The 23,083-nt window shown below is 53.0% G+C and carries 23 protein-coding genes; 8 read left to right on the forward strand and 15 right to left on the reverse strand.

The genetic code is table 11. The features are described from left to right. Nucleotides 1-1,875 carry a pseudouridine synthase gene (locus tag ACYJL1_RS15755; protein ID WP_460896254.1) on the reverse strand — a complete coding sequence of 625 codons (1,875 nt, stop codon included), beginning with the start codon at nucleotides 1,873-1,875 and terminating at the stop codon, nucleotides 1-3. A 99-nt stretch (nucleotides 1,876-1,974) separates the two neighbouring features. Here ACYJL1_RS15755 and ACYJL1_RS15760 point away from each other — a divergent pair, with 99 nt between their 5' ends. Then, nucleotides 1,975-2,406: a nucleoside deaminase gene (locus ACYJL1_RS15760; RefSeq protein ID WP_460898073.1), complete on the forward strand. Its 432-nt coding sequence runs from the start codon at nucleotides 1,975-1,977 to the stop codon at nucleotides 2,404-2,406. Here ACYJL1_RS15760 and ACYJL1_RS15765 read toward each other — a convergent pair. The 6 genes from ACYJL1_RS15765 to ACYJL1_RS15790 all read right to left on the reverse strand — a co-directional run bounded on the left by ACYJL1_RS15765 (nucleotide 2,403) and on the right by ACYJL1_RS15790 (nucleotide 10,694). Then, the gene (locus tag ACYJL1_RS15765) at nucleotides 2,403-3,389 is read right to left on the reverse strand and encodes an Lnb N-terminal periplasmic domain-containing protein (RefSeq protein WP_460896255.1); all 987 of its coding nucleotides are present in this window, start codon (nucleotides 3,387-3,389) and stop codon (nucleotides 2,403-2,405) included. The two genes, ACYJL1_RS15760 and ACYJL1_RS15765, sit on opposite strands and share 4 nt — an antisense overlap. A gap of 415 nt (nucleotides 3,390-3,804) precedes the next feature. Next, entirely contained in the window at nucleotides 3,805-4,485 is a 681-nt protein-coding gene (locus ACYJL1_RS15770; protein ID WP_460896256.1) for a hypothetical protein, read from the reverse strand. Between the two features lie 188 nt (nucleotides 4,486-4,673). Next, complete coding sequence (gene ileS / locus ACYJL1_RS15775) at nucleotides 4,674-7,634, reverse strand: isoleucine--tRNA ligase (protein WP_460896257.1); 2,961 nt, start codon at nucleotides 7,632-7,634, stop codon at nucleotides 4,674-4,676. Nucleotides 7,635-7,907: 273 nt separating this feature from the next. Next, nucleotides 7,908-8,753, reverse strand: a complete 846-nt coding sequence (locus tag ACYJL1_RS15780; protein ID WP_460896258.1) for a MipA/OmpV family protein — start codon at nucleotides 8,751-8,753, stop codon at nucleotides 7,908-7,910. Between the two features lie 101 nt (nucleotides 8,754-8,854). Next, a complete protein-coding gene (locus ACYJL1_RS15785) occupies nucleotides 8,855-9,835 on the reverse strand; it encodes a bifunctional riboflavin kinase/FAD synthetase (protein ID WP_460896259.1) in 981 nt (326 codons plus the stop codon). Nucleotides 9,836-9,845: 10 nt separating this feature from the next. After that, nucleotides 9,846-10,694 carry a TIGR01459 family HAD-type hydrolase gene (locus ACYJL1_RS15790; RefSeq protein WP_460898074.1) on the reverse strand — a complete coding sequence of 283 codons (849 nt, stop codon included), beginning with the start codon at nucleotides 10,692-10,694 and terminating at the stop codon, nucleotides 9,846-9,848. A 164-nt stretch (nucleotides 10,695-10,858) separates the two neighbouring features. Between ACYJL1_RS15790 and ACYJL1_RS15795 the strand changes: the two genes are divergently transcribed. The 4 genes from ACYJL1_RS15795 (at nucleotide 10,859) to groL (ending at nucleotide 14,399) form a co-directional block, all read left to right on the forward strand. Further along, nucleotides 10,859-11,893 (forward strand): cation diffusion facilitator family transporter, encoded by a 1,035-nt coding sequence (locus ACYJL1_RS15795; RefSeq protein ID WP_460896260.1) that lies wholly within the window; start codon nucleotides 10,859-10,861, stop codon nucleotides 11,891-11,893. Beyond that, nucleotides 11,890-12,201 (forward strand): ArsR/SmtB family transcription factor, encoded by a 312-nt coding sequence (locus ACYJL1_RS15800; RefSeq protein ID WP_460896261.1) that lies wholly within the window; start codon nucleotides 11,890-11,892, stop codon nucleotides 12,199-12,201. Before ACYJL1_RS15795 ends, ACYJL1_RS15800 begins: the two co-directional genes overlap by 4 nt. A 198-nt stretch (nucleotides 12,202-12,399) precedes the next feature. Then, nucleotides 12,400-12,696 (forward strand): co-chaperone GroES, encoded by a 297-nt coding sequence (gene groES / locus ACYJL1_RS15805; protein ID WP_348600623.1) that lies wholly within the window; start codon nucleotides 12,400-12,402, stop codon nucleotides 12,694-12,696. Nucleotides 12,697-12,752: 56 nt separating this feature from the next. Then, a complete protein-coding gene (gene groL, locus ACYJL1_RS15810) occupies nucleotides 12,753-14,399 on the forward strand; it encodes a chaperonin GroEL (protein ID WP_460896262.1) in 1,647 nt (548 codons plus the stop codon). Between the two features lie 74 nt (nucleotides 14,400-14,473). Here the strand turns inward: groL and ACYJL1_RS15815 are convergent, their stop codons facing one another. After that, on the reverse strand, nucleotides 14,474-14,881 hold the full coding sequence (locus ACYJL1_RS15815) for a winged helix-turn-helix transcriptional regulator (RefSeq protein WP_460896263.1): 408 nt from the start codon (nucleotides 14,879-14,881) through the stop codon (nucleotides 14,474-14,476). Nucleotides 14,882-14,969: 88 nt separating this feature from the next. Here ACYJL1_RS15815 and ACYJL1_RS15820 point away from each other — a divergent pair, with 88 nt between their 5' ends. After that, complete coding sequence (locus ACYJL1_RS15820; RefSeq protein ID WP_460896264.1) at nucleotides 14,970-15,530, forward strand: NADPH-dependent FMN reductase; 561 nt, start codon at nucleotides 14,970-14,972, stop codon at nucleotides 15,528-15,530. Nucleotides 15,531-15,563: 33 nt separating this feature from the next. Here the strand turns inward: ACYJL1_RS15820 and ACYJL1_RS15825 are convergent, their stop codons facing one another. Further along, nucleotides 15,564-15,914, reverse strand: coding sequence for a VOC family protein (locus ACYJL1_RS15825; RefSeq protein WP_460898075.1), 351 nt, complete (start codon nucleotides 15,912-15,914; stop codon nucleotides 15,564-15,566). Nucleotides 15,915-15,925: 11 nt separating this feature from the next. Then, a complete protein-coding gene (locus tag ACYJL1_RS15830) occupies nucleotides 15,926-16,336 on the reverse strand; it encodes an SRPBCC family protein (RefSeq protein WP_460896265.1) in 411 nt (136 codons plus the stop codon). Between the two features lie 138 nt (nucleotides 16,337-16,474). On the opposite strand from ACYJL1_RS15830, the gene fumC reads away from it, so the two are divergent. Both fumC and ACYJL1_RS15840 read left to right on the forward strand, forming a co-directional pair. Then, nucleotides 16,475-17,866, forward strand: coding sequence for a class II fumarate hydratase (fumC, locus tag ACYJL1_RS15835; protein WP_460898076.1), 1,392 nt, complete (start codon nucleotides 16,475-16,477; stop codon nucleotides 17,864-17,866). 99 nt (nucleotides 17,867-17,965) lie between these two features. Next, nucleotides 17,966-18,361, forward strand: coding sequence for a DoxX family protein (locus ACYJL1_RS15840; RefSeq protein WP_460896266.1), 396 nt, complete (start codon nucleotides 17,966-17,968; stop codon nucleotides 18,359-18,361). Between the two features lie 59 nt (nucleotides 18,362-18,420). Here the strand turns inward: ACYJL1_RS15840 and msrA are convergent, their stop codons facing one another. The 5 genes from msrA to hisS all read right to left on the reverse strand — a co-directional run bounded on the left by msrA (nucleotide 18,421) and on the right by hisS (nucleotide 23,082). Then, nucleotides 18,421-19,107 carry a peptide-methionine (S)-S-oxide reductase MsrA gene (msrA, locus tag ACYJL1_RS15845; RefSeq protein ID WP_460896267.1) on the reverse strand — a complete coding sequence of 229 codons (687 nt, stop codon included), beginning with the start codon at nucleotides 19,105-19,107 and terminating at the stop codon, nucleotides 18,421-18,423. A gap of 21 nt (nucleotides 19,108-19,128) precedes the next feature. Further along, on the reverse strand, nucleotides 19,129-19,623 hold the full coding sequence (msrB, locus tag ACYJL1_RS15850; RefSeq protein WP_460896268.1) for a peptide-methionine (R)-S-oxide reductase MsrB: 495 nt from the start codon (nucleotides 19,621-19,623) through the stop codon (nucleotides 19,129-19,131). A 119-nt stretch (nucleotides 19,624-19,742) separates the two neighbouring features. Next, a complete protein-coding gene (hisG, locus tag ACYJL1_RS15855) occupies nucleotides 19,743-20,435 on the reverse strand; it encodes an ATP phosphoribosyltransferase (protein WP_460896269.1) in 693 nt (230 codons plus the stop codon). Continuing rightward, nucleotides 20,432-21,562 (reverse strand): ATP phosphoribosyltransferase regulatory subunit, encoded by a 1,131-nt coding sequence (locus ACYJL1_RS15860; protein ID WP_460896270.1) that lies wholly within the window; start codon nucleotides 21,560-21,562, stop codon nucleotides 20,432-20,434. The genes hisG and ACYJL1_RS15860 overlap by 4 nt, the downstream gene beginning before the upstream one ends. A 5-nt stretch (nucleotides 21,563-21,567) precedes the next feature. Continuing rightward, on the reverse strand, nucleotides 21,568-23,082 hold the full coding sequence (gene hisS, locus ACYJL1_RS15865; protein WP_460896271.1) for a histidine--tRNA ligase: 1,515 nt from the start codon (nucleotides 23,080-23,082) through the stop codon (nucleotides 21,568-21,570). Nucleotide 23,083: the final 1 nt, after the last annotated feature.

Below are 23,083 nucleotides of genomic sequence, written 5' to 3' on the forward strand. Positions count from 1 at the left end.
TTAGCCTTTAGGCCTTCCGCCACGTGGCGGCCTGCTTGGGCCACCAGGGCCGCTGCGCGGTGCACCACGAGGTGACGCCTTGGGACCGCCATAGGGGCGGTCGCCGCTCCGGCCATCCTGTCTGCCGGGCGCGCGCGTTGGCTTGCCGCTGGCACCATAGGGGCGTTCGGAGCGATTTGGACGGTCACCCTGTGCTGGTGCATCGCCGCGTGCTTCACGTTCCTTCAGTTCCGCGCGCTCGCGTTTACCGACCCGAGGGGGACGCGGAGCATTGCGGGAACCTGCTGGACGATCCGAACCGAATGAACGCTTTGGCCGTTCAGCATTATCGCCGCCTTCACGTGGTGGACGCGGAGAATAGCTGCGCGGTTTATCGCCAGAATAACTACCTGTCGAGCGAGGCCCCGACCTTTCCCGATCTTCGCGGGGACGATCCGAGGCAGGACGGTCACCAGAGGCCCGCGCTGGCCGGTCAGTGCCTTCGCCAAACCGCTTCTGTCTCTCGGGGCGCGCGCTTTCCGAGCGGTTTCTTGCCTCACGCGATTCGACTGCTTTTGCCCTCGCCTTGCCCATGGGACGGGCACCTGGAGCCATCCACACATTCGCTGAGCGCGAACTGCGCGGCGCCATGGCCTCATCTTCCTTACGTTCCCTATCCGCTTTCGAGCTAATGCCACGCGGCTTTTGATCGCTGTCACGGGCCGGACGGGCTGGGCGCTCATCGCGTGATCCGCGCGCAGGCCGTTCATCACGGCCCGTTTTCGGCGTGGCTGGTCTGTCTGTGCGATCGGTCGTCCAGCGCGAAAGATTTTCTTCGCGCTGTTCATCCTTGGATTTGCGCGGCGCACGCTTTTTTTCTACGGGCGCACTGGAAATCCACTCCGAGCGGCGTGCGGGAGTCGGACGTTCGGCTGGCTGCTGAACAGCCTCGCCCTTAACGGCATCGTTTGAAAACACATTGATGATCGGCGCATCGAAGTCGGCGCCTGACTCTTCAATCAGACGCTCGCCCAGCTGGTCGCGAAGCGTGCGGCCATTCATTTCACGAACTGACCCTTCCGGCAAATCGCTCAACTGGAATGGACCATAGGAAATACGAATGAGGCGATTGACCGAAAGACCAAGCGCGCCCAGAACATTCTTGACTTCGCGGTTCTTGCCTTCACGAAGCCCCATCATGATCCAGACGTTTGAACCTTGCTCACGTTCCAGATGAGCCTCAATTGCACCATAGAAGACGCCATCAACAGCAATGCCGTCTTTCAATGTATCAAGCTTTTCCTGCGTGATGCTGCCGTGAGCCCGAACGCGATAGCGGCGAAGCCAACCGGTCGATGGCAATTCCAGAGCACGCGACAGACCGCCATCATTGGTAAGGAGAAGCAGGCCTTCGGTATTAATATCAAGGCGACCTACGGACAAAACGCGCGGCATGTCTTTTGGCAGGGACTCAAAAACCGTCTGCCGTCCTTCAGGGTCGCGATTGGTCGTCACCAGACCAGCCGGCTTATGGTAAAGCCACAAGCGTGTCCGTTCTTTTTCAGGCAATGGTTTCCCATCAACTTCGATGCGATCACTACGCATGACATTAATTGCTGGACTGGCAAGACGCTTGCCATTGACGGAAACACGCCCCGCCGCAATCATCGTTTCAGCCTCACGGCGGGATGCAATTCCCGCACGCGCCAAACGCTTGGCTATACGCTCGCCCCCTTCGGGCAACGCTTCTTCTTTACGCGCTTCAAAACCGCGCTTTGCCGGAGCAGCGCCGTCGAACTTGCGGGGGCCCTTGGGACCATCGTTGCCGCGCTTGTCGAAACTGCGCTTTTCAAAGGGGCGTTTGCCGCCCTTGCCGTCATCATTTGAGCTTGTCATGGAATGTTTGCCTTTCAGCAGGGCTCACTACCAGCTATGGAGTGTGCTTGCGAGTAAATTCTGGATAATGAGCCGCCTGTGAACCAAAAAACTGATCCTATGAGCATCGCTTTGGCGCAAGCGCACGCAGCTGCGGCCCGAGGAGAGGTACCAATTGGCGCTGTCTTGGTCAAAAACGGAACAATTGTTTCGGCAGCTGGCAACCGGACCCGCGAACTCAATGACCCGACCGCTCACGCCGAAATTGTGGTGATCCGCGAAGCCTGCCAGACCTTTGGGGATGAACGGCTACCTGGATGTGATCTCTATGTCACACTTGAGCCTTGCACAATGTGTGCCGCCGCAATCTCCTTTGCCCGAATTCGCCGGCTTTATTATGGCGCACAGGATATAAAAGGTGGCGGCGTAGAAAACGGGGCACGCTTCTTCTCCCAACCAACCTGCCATCACGCCCCAGAAATTTACTCTGGGTTTGGCGAAGCCGAGTCTGAAGCTCTGCTGAAAGAGTTTTTCAAGGCAAAGCGGCTCTAATTCTCACTGCGTATTCTTGCCGAAAAATCCGGTGACGTGTCTGCATTTATTGCGCGTTGATTGATCAAGGCCCTCTCCTCAACTTCTTTCAAGGGCTTCTGATTGTCTATCGCGCCAAGATCGTAAAGATAGCTTGGCAGATAACCGGAGAAAACGACACGATAATCAACCGGAATATCTGGCGTGATAGCACGAATCATATCGAATATGACCGTGGTGCAGTTTGCAGTCACAGTATTGTAAAAGCTGGCTTTTTCCGCCAGACGATTGGCGTTGTCGACATATGACAGGAACAATGCCTGACGCATCTCCGGCTTCATATGGATGCGATAGCGATACACGTCTTCCTTGCGTATATTGGTGCGCAATCGAACAATATCGCGTTCATCGGCTGCGATCATCGCCAGCTCAAACTCTTTGAAAAAGCCGCCAATCTCGGAAAATGTCTCGTGTCGTTCTTTTCGGATTTCGGCAGAAAAAACAACATGCTCGCCATTATTAAAGCCAAAACTGACAAGCGTATGCGCAATGGCGGGGTTGGACCAATAGGAAAGGAAAACATCGACCGATGCAAGATCTTCCATATTGTATGAGCGTAGTTCCCAACGGGGCGTAAAATCCTCCCGTGTTCTCCAGTCGAAGTTGCGCACATTCGACAGGATGACCTGATTGCCAGTTAAAGTCCCGGTGACCGTCTGCGCAACATCATCAGCCCAAATGCGCGTGAGCGAGGGTGTAATCGTGCTCCACCAATAAAACAGTCCAAGCAGTACCGGCACAAGAACGATCAATGCTCGAAACGATCGTCCTTTTATTTCCAGCCAAAGCACAGAAAAGGCAATTGCTGTCCAGACTATAAGACAACCGATCGTCCCAAGAACGCCAAGGGGAAGTTGATACCAAAGGGCGAAACCGCCCCATATAAAAACCAGAACCGAAATGAGGACGAGAGTAATTCGTCCGATCAATTTCAAAATGAACAATTGGGAAAACCCCTCGCCGACCTGAAGATTTAGAGCAAATTTTGTTTATATAGAGCCAATTCTGTTTCTCGGATGACGAGACAATCCACGCGGAAGGTGGCGAGGTCGATGTGGTTCCATCGGACGAAGCTGCCTGACAAAGTGGTTGGCCGTCAGCCGGAAACCTAAAAGGCCGGGTGAATTCGGGCCAACTCCATCGGGCTTCAGTCTCGTCCGATGGATAAACATCGCCCTCGCTAAATCCCTCGATCTTGTCCGCGAATTCCCTCCGGCAGAATGACTCTATATAAACAAAACTTGCTCTAGCTTTGAGCTGTAACAACGGAACGCAAATAATTCAGTTCCAAATTTTTGCTACAGCGTTTTGCAGGCCACCCTTCACAATGTCGCCCTTACAGTCGGCAGGGACAGATCATCAGTTCCAGGGAATCAGGTTTTTGAAGCTGAAGCCCTTATCTTTCCGGGCTGCAGCCTTGCGCTCGCGTTCTTTCTTGACTTCATCCTTGCCAAGGTCGTCCGTGGCCGCAGTCGGTGCGGGTGCCCTATATTCCAGCGGTGGTTCGCTCAAATATCTGCGCGTGGTGGGCGAACCGGCCGTTGAGGCAAGCTTGCGTGCGCGGAATTCGCTGCTTTTATCAGTTTGTCCAGCTCCGGCGGGCACGACCTTAGGCGCTTTATCATTGTAAACACCGTACTCTTCCCATTTTGATGATTTGGAGGCAGCTGGAATATCGTTCTCAACCTCCGGAACAAAATTTGGATTGTTCTGGTTTGCAGTCGCATTGTCACGAATGCGTTTGCGACGTTGCTCGGGCGATTCTGGCCAATTCGCTTTATTTTCAGCCACAACATTGCCCTGTGGCTGCGGTAGCTGCGCGTTGGCAGAAGAGCCTGCCGCTGGACGGACAAGTTCTGGTCTGGGGTTATAAGCGATGGTATTTTTCTTTTTACTGAACGAAGCAATATTTGAAACGTCGTCAAGCAATTGCTCACCCGATGTCTTGTCAGTGCCATAGGTGGGCGAGGTGGTGCAGCCAGCTATTGCCAGAGAAACAAACAATGCACTTACAATCGTGATGCGTCCGTTCAAATTCATACTCGCCACTTCCACCCAAGTCTGAGCACTGTTGCCCGCCAAAAAATATGCTTGATCTATGCCCTGCCTCTAAATTCAGGCAACTCAATGGCAAGCCTTTTACATGAGGCCTATAGCATTAAGCAAGTCGAGGCTCTTTTTGTTCATAAAACTGCGGATTATCTCAAAGGATAACCCGCAGTTTTTATTCAGGCATCAAGTTTTCCAAGTTTTGCCAGTTCATGCAGCGCTGCCGCATCCCGTGCTGAAACATCTGGATAAGCGGGGTCTGACCCAACATCATGCGTGTATCGCCATGACCGCGCACATTTTGTGCCGCTTGCCCGTTCCGATATGACTGCCACCCCTTTAACATCGTCAACAACGAAGGCATCGCCGCTTGCGACTCCATCCCTGATTGTTATGTCACTGGTAATGCAGATCTCGGCCATATCAAGGCCCTTCACTGCCGCAAACAATTCAGCATCATTGATGAAAACCACCGGTGCAGCCTCAAGCGATGAGCCCAAGGTCTTCTTGGCGCGTTCCAATTCCAGCGCGCCTGTGACGACACGGCGTACATCGCGCACCTTGCGCCACTTTGCGGCCAGCGCCCCATTCTTCCATTCTTCAGGCGTGTCCCTGAATTGTTCGAGATGGACCGAGACCGCATCTTTGTGAAGATCAAGCCATGCTTCCTCCGTTGTGAAAGGCAGCATTGGAGCCAACCATGTCACGATTCGGTCAAATAGATGCCTGACGACTTGGAGTGCTGCCTTCCGCTTGATGCTGGAAGGCGCATCGCAATAGAGGGCATCCTTGCGGATATCGAAATAGAACGCTGACAATTCCACATTGAGGAAATCAATCAAGGCGCGCGTGATCCGCTTGAACTCAAATGCATCATAACCCGAGCGCACAAGCTCATCGAGCTCAGCCAGACGATGCAGCATCAACTGTTCAAGCTCTGGCATGTCCGCATAGGCGACTTCATCACCCTCATCATGGGCCAAAGTACCGAGCATCCAGCGGATCGTGTTACGCAGCTTGCGATAGGAGTCGATATTCGTCTGGATGATATTCTTGCCCAGACGCTGATCTTCCCAATAATCGGTGGTCATGACCCAAAGGCGGAGAATATCTGCTCCGGAATCTTTGATTACATCTTGCGGCGTGACAGTGTTGCCGAGCGACTTCGACATTTTACGCCCCTCTTCATCCATGGTGAAGCCATGGGTGACGAGCGTATTATATGGCGCGCGGCCACGCGTGCCGCAGCTTTCAAGCAGGGATGAATGGAACCAGCCGCGATGCTGGTCGGAGCCTTCGAGATAAACATCGGCTGGCCATTTCAGATCAGGGCGATCCTCAAGTGTAAAGACATGCGTCGAGCCTGAATCAAACCAGACGTCGAGAATGTCGCGCACCTGAGTCCAGGGCTCACTGGCTTTTTCGCCAAGGAACCGCTCACGGGCACCTTCGGCGAACCAGGCATCTGCACCTTCCTGCTCGAACGCCTCAAGGACACGCGCGTTGACCGCATCATCTTTCAAGACATTGCCGTCCTCATCGGCAAAAACGCAGATAGGCACCCCCCAGGCGCGTTGGCGCGAAAGCACCCAATCGGGGCGATCCTCAATCATCGCGCGCAAGCGATTTTGTCCACCAGCAGGGACGAAACGGGTTTCGTCGATGGCGGCAAGCGCACGCGAGCGCAATGTCGTCTGATCGCCAAGATCTTTGTCCATATAGACAAACCATTGCGGCGTATTGCGGAAAATGACGGGCTTTTTTGAGCGCCACGAGTGCGGATAAGAGTGCTTGATACGGCCACGCGCAAACAACATGCCGCGATTGATCAGTTCTTCGATAACAGCCTTGTTGGCATCGCCCTTTTTGCCGTTATCGTCGATGACCCGCGCGGCTCCTCCTTCACGGTCCGGGCCAAAACCCGGCGCATCCTTGGTGTAGTAACCCGCATCATCAACAGTGAACGGGATTGCAGTAGAAATCCCGCGTGCTTCAAGATCACTGCGCGCATCCATCCAAGCGTCAAAATCCTCCCGGCCATGGCCGGGGGCCGTATGGACGAAACCAGTTCCCGCATCATCAGTCACATGATCGCCCGCAAGCATCGGCACCACAAATTCATAGCCGCCGCCAAACCCCTTGAATGGGTGGGAGAGAACAAGCATACGGAACAATGCAGATTCCGGTCCTAGCACAAGAGATCGTTCCAGCTTTATTTTTGCCTTTGACTCGCAATCACCTTTTAATTTATCGGCGATTATTAGCCTCTCACCCGGCTGCGGGCCAAAACTATTCTCCGCTTCAGTAACCTCAAAAATGCTGTAGGTCACACGCGGCGAGTAATTTACAGCACGATTTCCAGGAATTGTCCAAGGAGTGGTGGTCCAGATCACAACGTACGCACCCCGAAATTTATCGACAATACTTGGATTATCTTTCAAATTTTTTTCAAGTACATCAATGTTTACAGGAAATTTCGCCCAGATCGTGTCGCTTTCAACGTCCGCATATTCGACTTCAGCCTCGGCCAAAGCGGTGCGCTCAACGACCGACCACATGACAGGCTTGGAGCCGCGATAAAGCTGATCGGACATGGCGAACTTCAAAAGCTCTCCAGCAATGCGGCTTTCCGCACGGAAAGCCATCGTCGTATAGGGATTCTCGAAATCACCCTCGATACCAAGCCGCTTGAACTCGGCAGATTGGACCTTGATCCAATTGGCAGCAAATTCGCGGCATTCCTTGCGGAATTCGTTGATTGGCACCTGATCCTTATCTTTGCCCTTGGCGCGGTACTGCTCCTCGATTTTCCATTCGATTGGCAGGCCGTGGCAATCCCAGCCCGGCACATAGTTGGAATTATAGCCGCGCATCTGGAATGAGCGCGTGATGACGTCCTTGAGAATCTTGTTCAGCGCATGGCCGATATGGATATTGCCATTGGCATAGGGAGGACCGTCATGAAGCACATAAAGCGGGCGATCTTTGCCATCCTCGCGCAGCTTCCGGTACAGGTCCATATTCTGCCAGCGCTGGACGAATTCCGGCTCTTTGGCCGGAAGGCCGGCGCGCATCGGAAAGTCCGTCTGTGGCAGATAAAGGGTTTTCGAATAGTCGATTGGCTTGGACATATCGTTCATTGTTTTTGGCTTTTTCTTAGGCCCGCGCGTTATCGCTGCAAGCAAGGATTTGAAGAAATCTTAAAAGGCGCAAAGGCGCCGCCCGGACCTTCAACACCACGAAGCACATATAGCTTCAGGTTCAGGTGAAGGCCGGGCCAGTAATTCGTATCTGAATTGGTACGGACTTGGGAAAAGCCCCGCAAACGGTTTTCATGACCGCGCTTTTAGCAATCACGCTCGCGAGAATAAAGGGGCAGATACAATAAACTTCGTTTGCATCTGCTACACCAGCTACAGGGAGAAGTCGAAACGGTAGGTTGCCTGCAATCCGAACGTTGCCTGATTGGCTGACCCACGCTCTTTGACAAGACTAGAATCAGCAGCAGGCCCCATCAAACGATTATACTCTGCATAGGCACTGGTAGTAATCTTGTCGGTGGTCTTCCAGGTAATCTGGCCGCCAATGCCGAGCGATTTCAGGCCCCCTCCTGGTCTGTACTCCTTAAGCCCCGAGGCAGCAGACTCTGCCGGATTGACGCCGTAATATTCACGGAAATAATCCTTGGTCGCTACTGTCGCACGAGGACCAGCGGATATGCGGACCGTTGGCGTGATATCCGTAAAGGCATCCACAGCGAAATCTGCGACAACACCGTCATGCGCGCCGATACCGCGACGCACTTCAACACGGCCACGAACATTGTCTGTTGGATAGAACTCGGCAAAGCCACCGACCTCAACACCCCAATCCGTATCATGCAGCCCTTTCAAATCACGTGAATCATCATCATCACGGCCCGAAACCAGCTTACCTGTCAGACCGGCGCGGAACACCCCAGTGTCAATAAAACCCAAAGAGGCATTGTCATTCAGCGACGAGAACTTCTCGGTTTTTCCAGCACGCCCAAGTGAAATAACCGGAGCGGCCATTAAGCGATAATCGCTTGCGCCGTCATAACGCGGCGCCACAAACCCTTTTGCCCCAAGAGTCAGATACCAGTCACCCGACCACCAGTGATCGCCTCTTGGGCTGCTGGCTGTCGTTTCAGTGTCACTATAATATTCATCGGCCAAAACCATTGCGGGAGACGCAAAAATTACTGCGCCAGCAAGGGCGCCAATCAAACGAACAGACATATTAACACTCCGAAATTTGCCTTGGGAGACGGCAATTCCGGGCCAAGCTATGGAAAGATAGATAAAATTGGATTTATTCTTATGGTAAACGATTTGCCATTTCAGACAAAATTAATCGTGTTGTCCAGTGGCGAGAGCGGTTTCACGCCCTGCAAAAGCCCCCGCGCCTCTTCTTCATCCCTTCTGATCTGCAGCATCATTGACTCCAGGCCATCGAATTTTTCTTCGCCGCGAAGGTATGCAAAGAACGACACGGCGCAGTTCTCACCGTAAAGATCGCCGGAAAAATCGAAAACATATGTTTCCAGCAATGGCTCGCCATCGGCGTCAACCGTGGGTCTGCGACCGAAACTCGCAACGCCATCATAGAGCGTTCCATCAGCTCGACGAAAACGAACCGCATAGATACCGTGTTTCAAATGGGTTTCTGGTGGCAAGACCATATTGGCAGTAGGGTAACCGATTGTACGACCAAGCTGCTTACCATGAACCACCTCTGCGCGGACACGATGACGATAACCCAGGAGACCCGCCGCCTCCACAACATCCCCTTCCCCGAACAGCGAGCGAATGCGGCTGGATGACACCGCTTGCCCGCCTTCATCACGGAAAGCATCGACCAGCGTGACATGAAAACCGCGTTTCTCACCGGCTTCCATAAGAAAAGCAGGGCCGCCCTGACGATTCTTGCCAAAATGAAAATCAAAGCCCGTGACGATGCGGCTTGCATTCAGTGCGCCAACTAGAATTTGATCGACAAAATCATCGGCTGTCAGCTGGGAAAATTCGCGCGTGAAGGGGCACTCTACCACTGCATCGAAGCCCAAGACCTCCAGAATAGCGGCCTTTTCAGCAGCAGGCGTCAGCCGGTCAACAGGTTGATCAGGCACAAAGAGACTGCGTGGATGGGGCTCGAACGTTAATACCAGCGATGGCTTTCCCTCAGCTTGGGCTGCTTCCAAAGCGCGCCCGAGAACCGCTTGATGCCCTCGGTGAACACCATCAAAATTGCCGATAGCAACAACGGCGTCTCTCAAGTGGGCTGGTAGCTGCGAGGGGTCCGACAAGCGCAGAATGGGCATAGACCTATCCTCAGGCTAGAGCAGGCATGGTAGCGACGGGGTTACTCCCGTGTTTCTTCAAGAATTCCAGCAGCTTTTCAACATCGTGAATGCCGCCATCAACATAATCACCCGCGTGAATACCACCCGATATATAAAGAACATCAATGCCAAACAGATCGGCACCCTTGACGTCAGTCAGCATGCCATCACCTATCGCTATGACGCGGCTGAGATCAATAGGCTTGCCACGCACTTCCTCAGCCGCGGCAATGGAAGCCTCATAAATTGGGCGATGCGGCTTGCCGGCGATAAGCGTGCGGCCACCAAGCTGGCCATAATCGCGCGCCAGAGCACCAGCGCACCAGATCAAGCGATCTCCACGCTCAACAACAATATCGGGATTGGCGCAAATGAACGGCAGATCGCGTGAACGGAAACGAGTCAGCATTTCAGCATAATCGGCAGGGGTTTCCGTCTCGTCGTCAAAGTAACCGGTACAGACGACGACATCGGCTTCCCGCTCTTCCACAAGCTCGACATCCAGACCTTCGTAAAGCGTCTCATCGCGCTCGGGTCCTAGATGAAAGACCTTGCGCGGCGCATTGCGGATCAGCTCACGTGTAACGTCGCCTGATGTGACGATGCGATCATAGGCATTTTCAGGCACACCCAAGCCATGAATTTGCGCAGCCACACTATCAAAGCGCCGTGGGGCGTTGGTTATCAGTATCACTGTCAGACCTGCCGCTCTGGCACGTACCAAGGCCTTTGAAGCAGCGGCAAAGGAATCGACACCATTGTGCAAAACACCCCAGACATCGCAAAGAAGCACGTCATAACGATCCATCAAGCCGTCAAGACTTGCCAAGTGTACCATGTCGGTCATGCCGATCTTTCTCCGTGCCGATTATCGAGTTGCACCATCGCTTACCTGATTGCAGGAAAACTGTCACTCGGGATCATAATCAAAAGCTGCGCTAAGACGTTGACAACAAACATATGAATAGATATTGATATGTTTGTTGTCACAATGAGGTTAATATGGCGCATTCCCACGGCACGCATGGGCACGATCACGCGCATGATCATGCTCCCAAAATAACGGTTGATAATGAGCGCAAAGTCCTGGTCGCTTTCCTGATCACATTCACGTTCATGATCGTTGAAGTGATCGGAGGCCTTTTATCCGGCTCTTTGGCTTTGATTGCCGATGCGGGACATATGCTGACGGACGCAGGCGCCCTCGCGCTCGCCTATGCCGCGTTTCGTTTTGGCAAACGCGCGGCGGATGAGCGCCGTACATTCGGGTATTTGCGATTTGAAGTGATTGCCGGTCTTATCAATGCGATTGCACTGTTTGCCATTCTGGTCTGGATAGCGATCGAAGCTTTCCAAAGGTTTCGAAATCCCGGCGAAGTGCTTGCGGGACCAATGTTCATTGTCGCAACGATAGGGCTACTCGTCAATATCGGTGTCTTCTGGATTTTAACACGCGGCGATAAGGATCACGTCAATATCAAGGGCGCGATCTTGCACGTTCTGGGTGATCTGCTCGGTTCCATCGCCGCCATCACCGCCGCTATCATTATTTACTATACAGGCTGGACCCCAATTGATCCGATCCTTTCGGTGTTCGTCTGCCTGCTGATCCTTCGCAGCGCTTGGGCACTCCTGCGCAATTCCCTACATATTCTGCTTGAAGGTGCACCAGAAAACGCCAAGCCGGAAGAAATCGAACAGCATCTGATGAAAACCATTCCTGACCTGGCTGGCGTACGCCATGTTCATGTCTGGATGATTACATCCGGCAAAGCGCTGGCAACCTTGCATGTGAAGCCCAAAGAGGGCAGCGATCCGCGTATACTTGTCAAAGCAGTGGAAGCAGAATTGATCAAAAAATTTGAGATCGCGCACTCAACGGTCGCCATCGATTTCGCCGATGCACATGGCAGTTGCCATCTTGGTTCTGAGCCTTCCGGCGAACACAGCCACGATCATGCAGATGACGATCATAGCGGCCATGGCTACCATGAACATGCTGCGCATGACCACAGCCAAGAGGACCACAAGCATTGAGCAAAGTATCAATACCATCCCAGCTTGATACGACCATTCTGGCCGAGACATTCAAATTGCTTGGCGACCCGACACGCCTGCGTATCCTGTTCTTCTGCCTGGAGGCTCCGCGCTCTGTTGGCGACATTGCGGCAAGCCTTGATCTGTCGCAATCATTGGTGAGCCACCATTTGCGATTGTTGCGCGGCGCGCGTCTGGTACACGGTAATCGGCAGGCAAAGCAGATTTTTTATGAACTTGCTGACAAGCATGTCAGCGACATGCTTGTCGATATGGCCCACCATGTTTGTGAGGACAGCGATGATTGAAACTGCTTCACCAGATCGTTTCAAAGTGTCGAATTTGAAATGACTGTCATGAAAATTTCACCGGCAATTCCCTTGACTCTTTCGTCCCCTCCCACTATCTCCGGCTGCAGTTAGCACTCACCACCATCGAGTGCTAATAGCGCAAATGGCTCAGCTGTTTGCGAAACCGTTTTGACACCAACATCAAGGGTTCTAACCATGGCCAAGACCAAGTTCCGCCCGCTTCACGACCGCGTCGTTGTACGCCGCGTTGAATCGGAAGCAAAGACTGCAGGCGGCATCATCATTCCGGATACTGCCAAGGAAAAGCCACAGGAAGGCGAAATCGTCTCCGTAGGCACAGGCGCTCGTGACGAAGCTGGCAAGCTCGTACCACTCGATGTCAAGGCAGGCGACCACATCCTGTTCGGCAAGTGGTCCGGCACGGAAGTCAAGATCGGCGGCGAAGACCTGCTGATCATGAAGGAATCCGACATTCTCGGCATCCTCGGCTAATCACCGTCACCCAATAATATTTCGATCAAACCGGGTTAAATCCCAGGAGAGATAAAATGGCTTCTAAAGAAGTAAAATTCGGCCGCGACGCGCGTGAGCGCATGCTGCGCGGCGTTAACATCCTTGCAGATGCTGTCAAGGTAACGCTTGGCCCGAAAGGTCGCAACGTTGTTATCGACAAGTCCTTCGGCGCTCCGCGCATCACCAAGGACGGCGTGACTGTTGCCAAGGAAATCGAACTTGAAGACAAGTTCGAAAACATGGGCGCACAGATGGTCCGTGAAGTCGCTTCGAAAACGAACGACATTGCCGGCGACGGCACCACGACCGCTACTGTTCTTGCTCAGGCAATCGTTCAGGAAGGCGGCAAAGCTGTTGCTGCCGGCATGAACCCGATGGATCTGAAGCGCGGCATTGATCTTGCTGTTGCAGAAGTTGTCAAGCAGCTCGGCAAGAGCGCCAAGAAGATCAAGACTTCGGAAGAAGTTGCGCAGGTTGGCACGATCTCTGCCAATGGCGAGACTGAAATCGGTGAAATGATTGCCAAGGCAATGCAGAAGGTTGGCAACGAGGGTGTAATCACCGTTGAAGAAGCCAAGACCGCTGAAACCGAACTTGAAGTCGTTGAAGGCATGCAGTTCGACCGCGGCTACCTGTCGCCATACTTCGTCACCAACCCTGAAAAGATGGTTGCTGATCTCGAAGACGCTTACATCCTTCTTCATGAAAAGAAGCTCTCGAACCTTCAGGCTCTTTTGCCAGTTCTCGAAGCTGTTGTTCAGACTTCCAAGCCACTCGTCATCATCTCCGAAGACGTAGAAGGCGAAGCTCTTGCTACGCTCGTTGTCAACAAGCTGCGTGGCGGTCTGAAAATTGCTGCTGTCAAGGCTCCTGGCTTCGGCGATCGCCGCAAGGCAATGCTTGAAGACATCGCTATCCTTACTGGCGGTCAAGTTATTTCCGAAGATCTCGGCATCAAGCTCGAAAGCGTTACGCTGGACATGCTCGGCCGCGCCAAGAAGGTGTCGATCACCAAGGAAACCACCACGATTGTTGACGGTCATGGCAAGAAGGGCGAAATCAACGCCCGCGTCGGCCAGATCAAGCAGCAGATCGATGAAACAACTTCCGATTACGACCGTGAGAAGCTGCAGGAACGTCTTGCCAAGCTCGCTGGCGGCGTTGCAGTTATCCGCGTTGGCGGTGCTACAGAAGTTGAAGTCAAGGAAAAGAAGGACCGTGTAGACGACGCCCTCAACGCAACGCGCGCTGCTGTTGAAGAAGGTATCGTTCCTGGCGGTGGTGTTGCTCTTCTGCGTGCTTCTGCGAACCTTACACTCAAGGGCATAAACTCCGATCAGGATGCAGGCATCAACATCGTTCGTCGTGCTCTGCAGGCTCCGGCTCGCCAGATCGCAACAAACGCAGGTGATGAAGCTTCCATCGTTGTTGGCAAGATCCTTGACAACAAGAAAGAGACCTACGGCTACAATGCAGCCAACGGCGAATATGGCGATCTGATCGTCATGGGTATTGTTGATCCGGTCAAGGTTGTTCGTACTGCTCTGCAGGACGCAGCATCGGTTGCAGGTCTTCTGGTCACTACCGAAGCCATGATCGCTGAAGCTCCTAAGAAGGACAATGGCAGCGCTCCCCAGATGCCAGGCGGCGGAATGGGCGGCATGGGCGGCATGGACTTCTAAGAAGCCCTATCCCAACCAATACGGAAAAGGCGGGTTTCGACCCGCCTTTTTTGTTATCCGAATGAGAGCAAGTTTTACTCTGCGGCTTGAGCGAAAGACGAAGTGGCTTGCGAAGCCTTGTTCGCGGAATCGAAGCTGGCGCGCGCATTGGCAATACGCGTTTCATTCCGGATAGCGAAATCAGCAAGGCTACGCACAGGCACAAGCAGATCGCGTCCAAGATCAGTAAGCTCGTAATCTACACGCGGCGGAATTGTCGGAAACACTGTTCTCGTCACAAAGCCGTCGCGCTCCAAACCACGCAAGGTGCTCGTCAGCATCTTTTGGGAAATGCCATCAATCGCGCGTTTCAGTTCGTTGAAGCGCATCGAGCCAGCGCCCAAATAATTAACGACGAGCACAGTCCACTTATCTCCGACACGGGAAAGAATTTGGTGGACCGCACCGCAGGCAGGAGTTACCTCAAAGTGCTTCGGTTTCAAAAAAGTGCCTCCTTGCTAGGACTTTTAACAGTCACCTATATAGCTCCGGTCACAAATAGTTACCACCCCAAGACAAGGATTCCTACAAATGGTAAAGTTGAAAATCGGCGTTATCGTCGGCAGCACGCGTATTGGTCGGTTCGCCGAGTTTCCTGCCAAATGGATTGCCGATGTTGCAGGCCAGCGTGATGATGTGGAGGTTGAGATTGTCGACCTCTTGGACTACCCAATGCATTTCTTTGGTGAAGAACGCAGTACAACAGCAGAAACAGAAACTGCTGAACGCTGGAAGAAGAAGCTACGCTCATTCGACGGATTTGTTTTCACTGTTGCGGAATATAATCACGCGCCTACTGCCGTGCTCAAGAATGCAATCGACCTTGGTGAGTTCATCCAGAAGCCTGTGGCATTCGTTGGATATGGCGGCGTGGGCGGTGCGCGCGCGGTTGAACATCTGCGTCTGATTTTCGTTGAAATGGGCGCAGCATCGGTCAAGACCGGCGTCCATATTTCCTTCCCTGAATATCTGACGGTCGTGAAGGGTGAAAAGAAACTTGGCGACTACCCGCATCTTAATGAAGCGGCTGGCGCTCAGCTTGATCAGCTTGTCTGGTGGGGTAACGCTTTGAAAGCCGCACGCGACGCCTGACGCTTTTGGCGGCTGTCCATGCAGCCGCCTCCCTTATTTGTCCGACCAGACCGCCAATTCGTAGCCTTCCGGGTCAACAAAATGGAAGCGCTTCCCTCCAGGAAACTCAAATATCTCTTTTGAAATTTCTCCGCCTGCTTTTTTGACACGCTCCAATGTTTCCGCAAGATCATCGGCAAAAAGGACAATCAAGGGCCCGCCAGCTTTAACGCCCTTTGAGTGAGCAAAGCCGCCCTTGAGATTGCCATCCGAAAACTCGCAATAGGCTGAACCATAATCGGTAAAAGTCCAGTCGAATGCAGCGCCGTAGAAATCCTTCGCACGCGAAATATCGTCGACGTTGAACTCAATGTAGTTGATCTGTTTGTCTTGACCTGAATTTATCGCTCATCCCATTACTCCACCAATTGGGCTTCCAGCAAATCTCTTAACTTTTGCAAATCGCGCATAACCCAGGCAGCGTCCGCCGCAAACTTTTCATCATCCATGCCAGGCAACCGAAACAAGGTGAATATTACCTCCGATGCATCGCCATTGGCAACGACGCGCAGAGGAATATAAACATTCTCGCCAGTTTCAGTTGTAACCCAATGGTCTAGTACGCCAAACTCGTTTTCAGGCGCAAATCGAAGACGCAGCTTTCCCGCAGGCCCATCAGCCATCCATTCATTTCCGGACTTCTGCAGCCCTGAAGTCAGCCCTGAGGCCCACTCTGGCAAATTCTCAGGCAAGCTTGCATAGCGGTAGACATTCTGCCAGTCGCGATGAATCGCAATTTGAAGAGTTCGTGCTTCATGTGCTGTCACTGCTCGCACTCCCGTAATGTTATAATCGATTTTATCCTAGCAGCTTACGAAATCCAGACCAACATTCCATGCTGGGAACTTGCCTCCCGGACCGCTTCGCAGTAGTCATTGCGCCAACTGTCACGGGAAAAATACATGATGACTTCTACACGCACCGAAACCGATACGTTTGGTCCAATCGAAGTAGCTGCCGACAAATATTGGGGCGCACAGACCGAACGTTCCCTGCACAATTTCAAGATTGGCGGCGAACGTATGCCCATTCCATTGGTTCGGGCACTCGGCATCGTAAAGCGCGCGGCGGCAGAAACCAATATGGCTCTCGGCAAGCTGGATGAAGTCACTGGCCGTGCGATTACCGTGGCTGCCGAAGAGGTGATCGAAGGCAAGCTCGACGAACACTTCCCCCTCGTCGTATGGCAGACGGGCTCTGGAACCCAGTCCAATATGAACGCCAACGAGGTTATCTCCAACCGTGCAATCGAAATGCTCGGTGGAACGAAAGGCTCAAAGAAACCTGTTCATCCGAACGATCATGTCAATATGAGCCAATCGTCAAACGACACGTTTCCAACGGCCATTCATATTGCAACAGCAGTTGAAGCAACTGAGCGTCTCTATCCTGCTCTGACTCATCTGACAGTGGCGCTTGCCAAGAAGGAAAAAGCGTTTGCCGATATCATCAAGATTGGCCGAACACATACACAGGATGCAACACCTGTAACTCTTGGACAGGAGTTTTCCGGCTATCGTGCGGCGCTGGAATATGCACGCAAGCGTATTGAACAGAGCTTGGCTGACGTCTTCCTGCTGGCGCAAGGGGGTACGGCTGTTGGTACAGGATTGAACGCTCCAGTCGGCTTCGATTCGGGCTTTGCGGAAGCTGTATCGGATATTACCGGCCTACCGTTCAAGACCGCGCCAAACAAATTTGAGGCTCTGGCAAGCCATGGTGCACTAGCGAATTTCCATGGCAGCCTGAACGCACTTGCTACAGATCTTTTCAAGATCGCCAACGATATCCGCTTCCTTGGTTCAGGGCCGCGCTCGGGTCTTGGTGAGCTGAAGCTACCTGAAAACGAGCCCGGCTCCTCAATCATGCCAGGCAAGGTCAACCCAACTCAAGCGGAAGCGTTGACAATGGTTGCAGCTCAGGTTTTCGGCAATCAGACGACAGTGACTGTGGCAGCAAGCCAAGGCCATTTTGAGCTTAATGTGTTCAAGCCGGTTATCGCACTGAACGTGCTCCAATCTATCCGCCTGCTTGCCGATTCGATGGTGTCGTTCGCCGATAATTGCGTTGAAGGCATCGAAGCCGACGAAGTACGCATAAAGGACTTGCTCGAACGCTCGCTCATGCTCGTGACTGCATTGGCTCCTGCCATTGGATATGACAATGCAGCCAAAATCGCCAAGACCGCGCACAAGAATGGCACCACGCTGCGGGAAGAAGCACTCGCAAGCGGGCATGTATCAGCAGAGGACTATGATCGTCTTGTGCGTCCGGAACGGATGATCGCTCCTGAATAAGCAGTGGATTTGATGAACAATCTGTTGTCGAAAAAGTGACTTTAGTAAACAGTATGCATCGCGTACTGACCGCGCAGTCACTTTTTTGGAGAAATACCTATGTCTAACAATGGCATTCTGGTTCTAATCGGTCGCATTCTGCTTTCGGTCATGTTTATCATGGCTGGTTGGGGCAAGCTAACAGCTATCGGCGGTACTGCTGCCTATTTTGGCGGCATGGGCTTGCCAGCCCCAACAGTTGTTGCGGTTCTTGTCGGTTTACTTGAATTCTTCGGTGGTATTGCCGTACTCGTTGGCTTCCAGACGCGCATTGCTGCCCTTTTGCTTGGCCTTTTCACATTGGCTGCCACCGCAACTGCTCACATGAATTGGACTGGCGATGCCGGCATGACCCAGTTCATGTTCTTCCAGAAAAACCTGGGCGTAGCCGGCGGTTTCTTTGTGCTAGCCGCTTATGGCGCTGGTGCACTTTCAATTGACGCCAGACGCAGTTAATCGACACCATCATTGAGTAACAAAGGCCGCTTCGAGCGGCCTTTGTTTTTAACATCATGTCAGTTGGTAGGCTTTACATCGCTTACCAGCACTGGCTTTTCTCTGTATTCCTGCGGAAACAGCTTGCTCAGATTTTCGATCTTGGGCAGGTCGTTGTAGACGATATAGGGCTGCGTCGGATTGATGGTCGCATAATCCTGATGATACGCCTCTGCCGGGTAAAAGGCTTCGAGTGACGATACATTGGTGACTATGGGGTCAGAATAGACCTTGGCCTTGTCGAGCTGATCTATGTAGGCCTTCACCACCTTTTCCTGATCGGCACTGGTCGTGAAGACGGCTGAGCGGTATTGCGGGCCAACATCAGGCCCCTGACGGTTGAGCTCTGTCGGGTTGTGAGCTACCGAAAAATAGACCTGCAAAATCTTGCCCAGACTGACGATCTTTGGATCATAACTAATCTCGACGGCTTCCGCATGGCCAGTATCACCGCTGCTGACCAGTTCGTAATTGGCGGTGGCTTTCGTTCCTCCAGAGTAACCCGACACAGCGTTTGTTACGCCTTTCATGTGTTGGTAAACGCCCTGGACGCCCCAAAAACACCCACCGGCAAGCACGATTTTCTCCATTTTGGCTGATATTGATTGATCCATTGCAGGCGGCGGGACCATTGTGACGCTTTCGGCGAGAGCCGTAGCTGGTGCAAAGATCAACGTGGTGGCAAGTAACAAATAACGAAGTTTCATTTGTTTTTCCTTCGAAGTGGCTCAAGCCGCAGCCGGTGTGAATTTCATAGCAACGCCATTCATGCAGTAACGAAGGCCGGTGGGTTGCGGACCATCATTAAAGACATGGCCAAGATGGCCGCCGCAACGATGACAATCCACAGCTGTACGCACCATGCCAAAGGAACTGTCTGATTTCTCGATCACTGCGCCTTTTATCGGCTGCCAGAAGCTGGGCCAGCCAGTGCCACTGTCAAACTTCTTGTCGGATTCGAAAAGCGGCTGATCACAGCCAGCACAGGCAAAGATACCTTTGCGCTTCTCATGGTCTAACGGGCTGGTGAAAGGCGTTTCAGTACCTTCCTTACGCAATACATAATATTGCTCCGGCGTCAGAAGTTTCTTCCATTCGGCATCCGTATGCTCGACTTCGAATTTGCCAGTGGCGTGAGCCTCGGGCATGATTGCAAAGCGTGTGGCAACAACTGCACCAAAAGCGGCAACAGCGCCTCCGAACAGGGTTCGACGTGTCATCATGGGTAGGCTCCCTGCGTAATGATACCGATTTATTTCGGCTTCATGCAGAAAGATACGAAGGAAGAGCCCAAAAGGTTACATTCAACCGGATGGATCACAGAGAGTTGATGAATTTGCAGCTAACCCAGTGCTGCCTTTATGCGCTGCGACAGCTCCGATACAGCCTTGGTATCCGCTACCTTCCGCGAGGAAATCAAACACGCTTCCGACTTCAAAATAATGCCGTCTTCGAGAACCTTGAGCTGATTGGCACGAAGCGTCGATCCAGTCGACGTAATATCAACGATGATATCGGCTGATCCGGAGGCGGGAGCACCTTCAGTAGCGCCAAGGCTTTCCACAATACGGTAGACCTGGATACCATGCATCTGCGAGAAAAATTGCTGGGTCAGCCGCCAGTATTTGGTGGCAATCCGCAAGCGACGACCATGACGCTGACGGAAATCCGCAGCGACGTCATCAAGGTCCGCCATGGTGGATACGTCGTACCAAACCTCGGGAACAGCAACAATCACATCCGCATGACCAAAACCCAGTCGGGCCTCGATTTGCACCCGATCATCGGCCGAAGACAGGGTTTCGCGAATAAGATCTTCTCCGGTTACACCAAGATCGACACTGCCATAGCCCAATTCGCGGGCAATCTCGGAAGCAGAAAGAAAGAGAATATCAATCTGGCTTTCGCCTGCTACCTGCGCCCTGTAATTGCGCTGATCATTGGGAAGGATTACTTCCAGACCGGCTTTGCCAAGTACTTCAAGAGCCTGTTCCTTCAGCCGCCCCTTGGAAGGTAGCGCCAATGTTATGGTCATCGCGCCTCTCCTGAAATCTTCTCAAGACGGTCGAGCCATATGGAAAAACCAACGCCCGGGATCGAGCCGACAGCACCGAGCATCGTCAAAAGCCGATCGTAACGGCCACCGCCAACGATGGCACCAAGTTCGGTATTGCTCACTGCACGGGTTTCATAGACCAAGCCGGTATAATAATCGAGCGGACGACCAAACGATGCGTCGTAGATGATGGTTTCGTCTCCGATACCCGCTTCAACAATTGACACAGAGCGCGCTTCGAATTGTTCCAACGCCGACCCCAAATCGAACTCGTTTTCCCGCGCATATCGTAACAGATGCCCTGCCGCTGATTGCAAAGGAATGCGGATCGCCAGAAAATCCTGAAGCGCCAAAATCGCCTTGGGCTGCAAACGCACAGAAGCAAGCGCAACTTTGTCGATGAGGCGGCGCGCAATCTCGACAGGTGTACGACCAGCTCCCGGGGAAATACCGGCAGATTGCATATCCTTTTCAAGTTCGGCAGCAAGCGCAATCTCGTCACCTTTAGCAACGAGTGTTGCAAGGTGGTCCGGCAGATCGCCATTCTGTCTGTCTGATGACAAATCCTTCAACAAGCCCTTGAGCTGAACAGGATTGCCGAAAGCCCGGACAAGCTTCTTTTGCCAGCCCCGCGGCAGGCCGAGCGCTGCCAGAACCGCTTCAAAGATCGCTTGATCGCCGAGCAAGGTTTCTAGCTGGGCATGGGGTGCCACGAGCCGGATGGAGGACAGAGCATCCGCTAAAGAGCGTGCATCCGCGCGCGCGCGATTGGCATCCCCCAAATCTTCAATACCCGCTTGAAAAAACTCATTGCCACCTTCGCGTCGTTGGCGGAATACCTCGCCAAGATAGGCATAGCGCTTTGGAGTAGCAGCATTAAGCTCAATATGATTACGGCAGACCGGAATTGTAAATTCAGGACGCAGACATAAGCTTTGGCCTGTTTCATTTTCGGTTAGGAAAATCCGGCGGCGCAAATCTTCACCCGCCATGTCCAGAAACTGGTCAGCAGGCTGGATAACAGGGATATCGACAAGTTCCGCTTCCCTGCTCGCTATTAACGCGGCAAGGCGATCGCTAAATGCAGGCGCGCGGGAGGCAACCATCGAACTTAGGAGGCTTTCGCTGCATTGGCGCGATCTTCAGCCTGGGCATCAAGTATCTTGCGTACCTCGGCTATAATGTCGCTTTCCTTCGCAGTGATCTGTGCTGGGCGGCTTTCACGCCAGGTAATATTATCCTCAATTTCAGCTGATAAACGTGCGCCTTCAATCAAATCCTTGATCTGCACTTCTCCAAGATCGCGCTCTTGCGAGCCCTGAATAATGACGCAGGGTGCACCGCGACGATCCGCATATTTCATCTGCGGCTTCATGCCGGAACCGCCCAGATACATTTCGGCGCGAATACCGGCTTGACGCAGATCGGATACCATTTTCTGATAGCGCCCAAGGCTTTCCGTATCGCGGTCCATGACCATGACGACGACAGGTCCGATATTGTCGGACGTATCCAGCTTGCCAAGATTCTTGAGCGCAGTCATCAGGCGCGAAACGCCGATTGAAAAACCCGTCGCCGGAACAGGTTCGGAGCGGAAGCGGGAGACCAGCCCATCATAACGTCCGCCACCACCAACCGAGCCGAAACGGACGATCTGGCCATCTTCATTGGGGATTTCCGCCAAAAGCTCGGCTTCGAACACGGGACCGGTGTAATATTCAAGACCACGCACGACAGAAGGATCAATCTTTATGCGTCCGTCATAACCAGCGGCAGTACACAGTGCTGCTATTGTGCCCAACTCGGCAACGCCTTCTGCGCCCTTGTCATTGCCAGTGACAACCTTTTCCAGATTGGCAATAGTGGCATTGCCTGTGGCACCACCAGCCGAAGTGAAATCAAGAACCTGCTTGATGGCAGCCTCATCGAGATTTGCACCTTTGGTGAAATCGCCGCTTTCGTCCTTTCGGCCTTTCCCAAGCAGTTCACGCACGCCCTCAATGCCGAACTTATCCAATTTGTCGATAGCGCGCAGCACTGTCAGACGCCTGCCGGAATTCTCATCTCCACCGAGCCCGATCGCCTCCAGTACGCCATCAAGAACCTTGCGATTATTGACGCGGATCACATAATCGCTGCGCTGAATGCCAAGAGCTTCCATGACATCAGCCATCATCATGCACATCTCGGCATCAGCAGAGACGTTTGGCGCGCCAACCGTATCGGCATCGAACTGCATGAACTGGCGGAAGCGGCCCGGCCCCGGCTTCTCGTTACGGAAAACCCATCCGGCCCGGTAGCTGCGATAGGGCTTCGGAATGCTCTCGTAGTTCTCAGCAACATAGCGCGCCAAGGGCGCCGTCAGATCATAGCGCAGCGAAAGCCATTGCTCGTCATCGTCCTGGAATGAGAACACACCTTCATTCGGGCGGTCCTGATCAGGAAGGAATTTTCCGAGCGTATCGGTATATTCGATCAGTGGTGTCTCAACCGGCTCAAAACCGTAGAGTTCATAGACTTTACGGATTTCCGCCATCATTTTTTCTGCAGCGCGCAGATCATCTGGCGCACGATCCACGAAACCGCGCGGCAGCCGCGCTTTTACCCTGTCTGCCTTGGTTGCCATA

It is taken from the genome of Phyllobacterium sp. K27, assembly GCF_054796155.1.

Excerpts from the sequence above, each read along its gene's own strand:
- ACYJL1_RS15755 (WP_460896254.1), bottom strand. The coding sequence starts at position 1,875 with ATGACAAGCTCAAATGATGACGGCAAGGGCGGCAAACGCCCCTTTGAA.
- ACYJL1_RS15760 (WP_460898073.1), top strand. The coding sequence starts at position 1,975 with ATGAGCATCGCTTTGGCGCAAGCGCACGCAGCTGCGGCCCGAGGAGAG.
- ACYJL1_RS15770 (WP_460896256.1), bottom strand. The coding sequence starts at position 4,485 with ATGAATTTGAACGGACGCATCACGATTGTAAGTGCATTGTTTGTTTCT.
- ileS (WP_460896257.1), bottom strand. The coding sequence starts at position 7,634 with ATGAACGATATGTCCAAGCCAATCGACTATTCGAAAACCCTTTATCTG.
- ACYJL1_RS15780 (WP_460896258.1), bottom strand. The coding sequence starts at position 8,753 with ATGTCTGTTCGTTTGATTGGCGCCCTTGCTGGCGCAGTAATTTTTGCG.
- ACYJL1_RS15785 (WP_460896259.1), bottom strand. The coding sequence starts at position 9,835 with ATGCCCATTCTGCGCTTGTCGGACCCCTCGCAGCTACCAGCCCACTTG.
- ACYJL1_RS15790 (WP_460898074.1), bottom strand. The coding sequence starts at position 10,694 with ATGGTACACTTGGCAAGTCTTGACGGCTTGATGGATCGTTATGACGTG.
- ACYJL1_RS15795 (WP_460896260.1), top strand. The coding sequence starts at position 10,859 with ATGGCGCATTCCCACGGCACGCATGGGCACGATCACGCGCATGATCAT.
- groES (WP_348600623.1), top strand. The coding sequence starts at position 12,400 with ATGGCCAAGACCAAGTTCCGCCCGCTTCACGACCGCGTCGTTGTACGC.
- groL (WP_460896262.1), top strand. The coding sequence starts at position 12,753 with ATGGCTTCTAAAGAAGTAAAATTCGGCCGCGACGCGCGTGAGCGCATG.
- ACYJL1_RS15820 (WP_460896264.1), top strand. The coding sequence starts at position 14,970 with ATGGTAAAGTTGAAAATCGGCGTTATCGTCGGCAGCACGCGTATTGGT.
- fumC (WP_460898076.1), top strand. The coding sequence starts at position 16,475 with ATGACTTCTACACGCACCGAAACCGATACGTTTGGTCCAATCGAAGTA.
- ACYJL1_RS15840 (WP_460896266.1), top strand. The coding sequence starts at position 17,966 with ATGTCTAACAATGGCATTCTGGTTCTAATCGGTCGCATTCTGCTTTCG.
- msrA (WP_460896267.1), bottom strand. The coding sequence starts at position 19,107 with ATGAAACTTCGTTATTTGTTACTTGCCACCACGTTGATCTTTGCACCA.
- msrB (WP_460896268.1), bottom strand. The coding sequence starts at position 19,623 with ATGATGACACGTCGAACCCTGTTCGGAGGCGCTGTTGCCGCTTTTGGT.
- hisG (WP_460896269.1), bottom strand. The coding sequence starts at position 20,435 with ATGACCATAACATTGGCGCTACCTTCCAAGGGGCGGCTGAAGGAACAG.
- ACYJL1_RS15860 (WP_460896270.1), bottom strand. The coding sequence starts at position 21,562 with ATGGTTGCCTCCCGCGCGCCTGCATTTAGCGATCGCCTTGCCGCGTTA.
- hisS (WP_460896271.1), bottom strand. The coding sequence starts at position 23,082 with ATGGCAACCAAGGCAGACAGGGTAAAAGCGCGGCTGCCGCGCGGTTTC.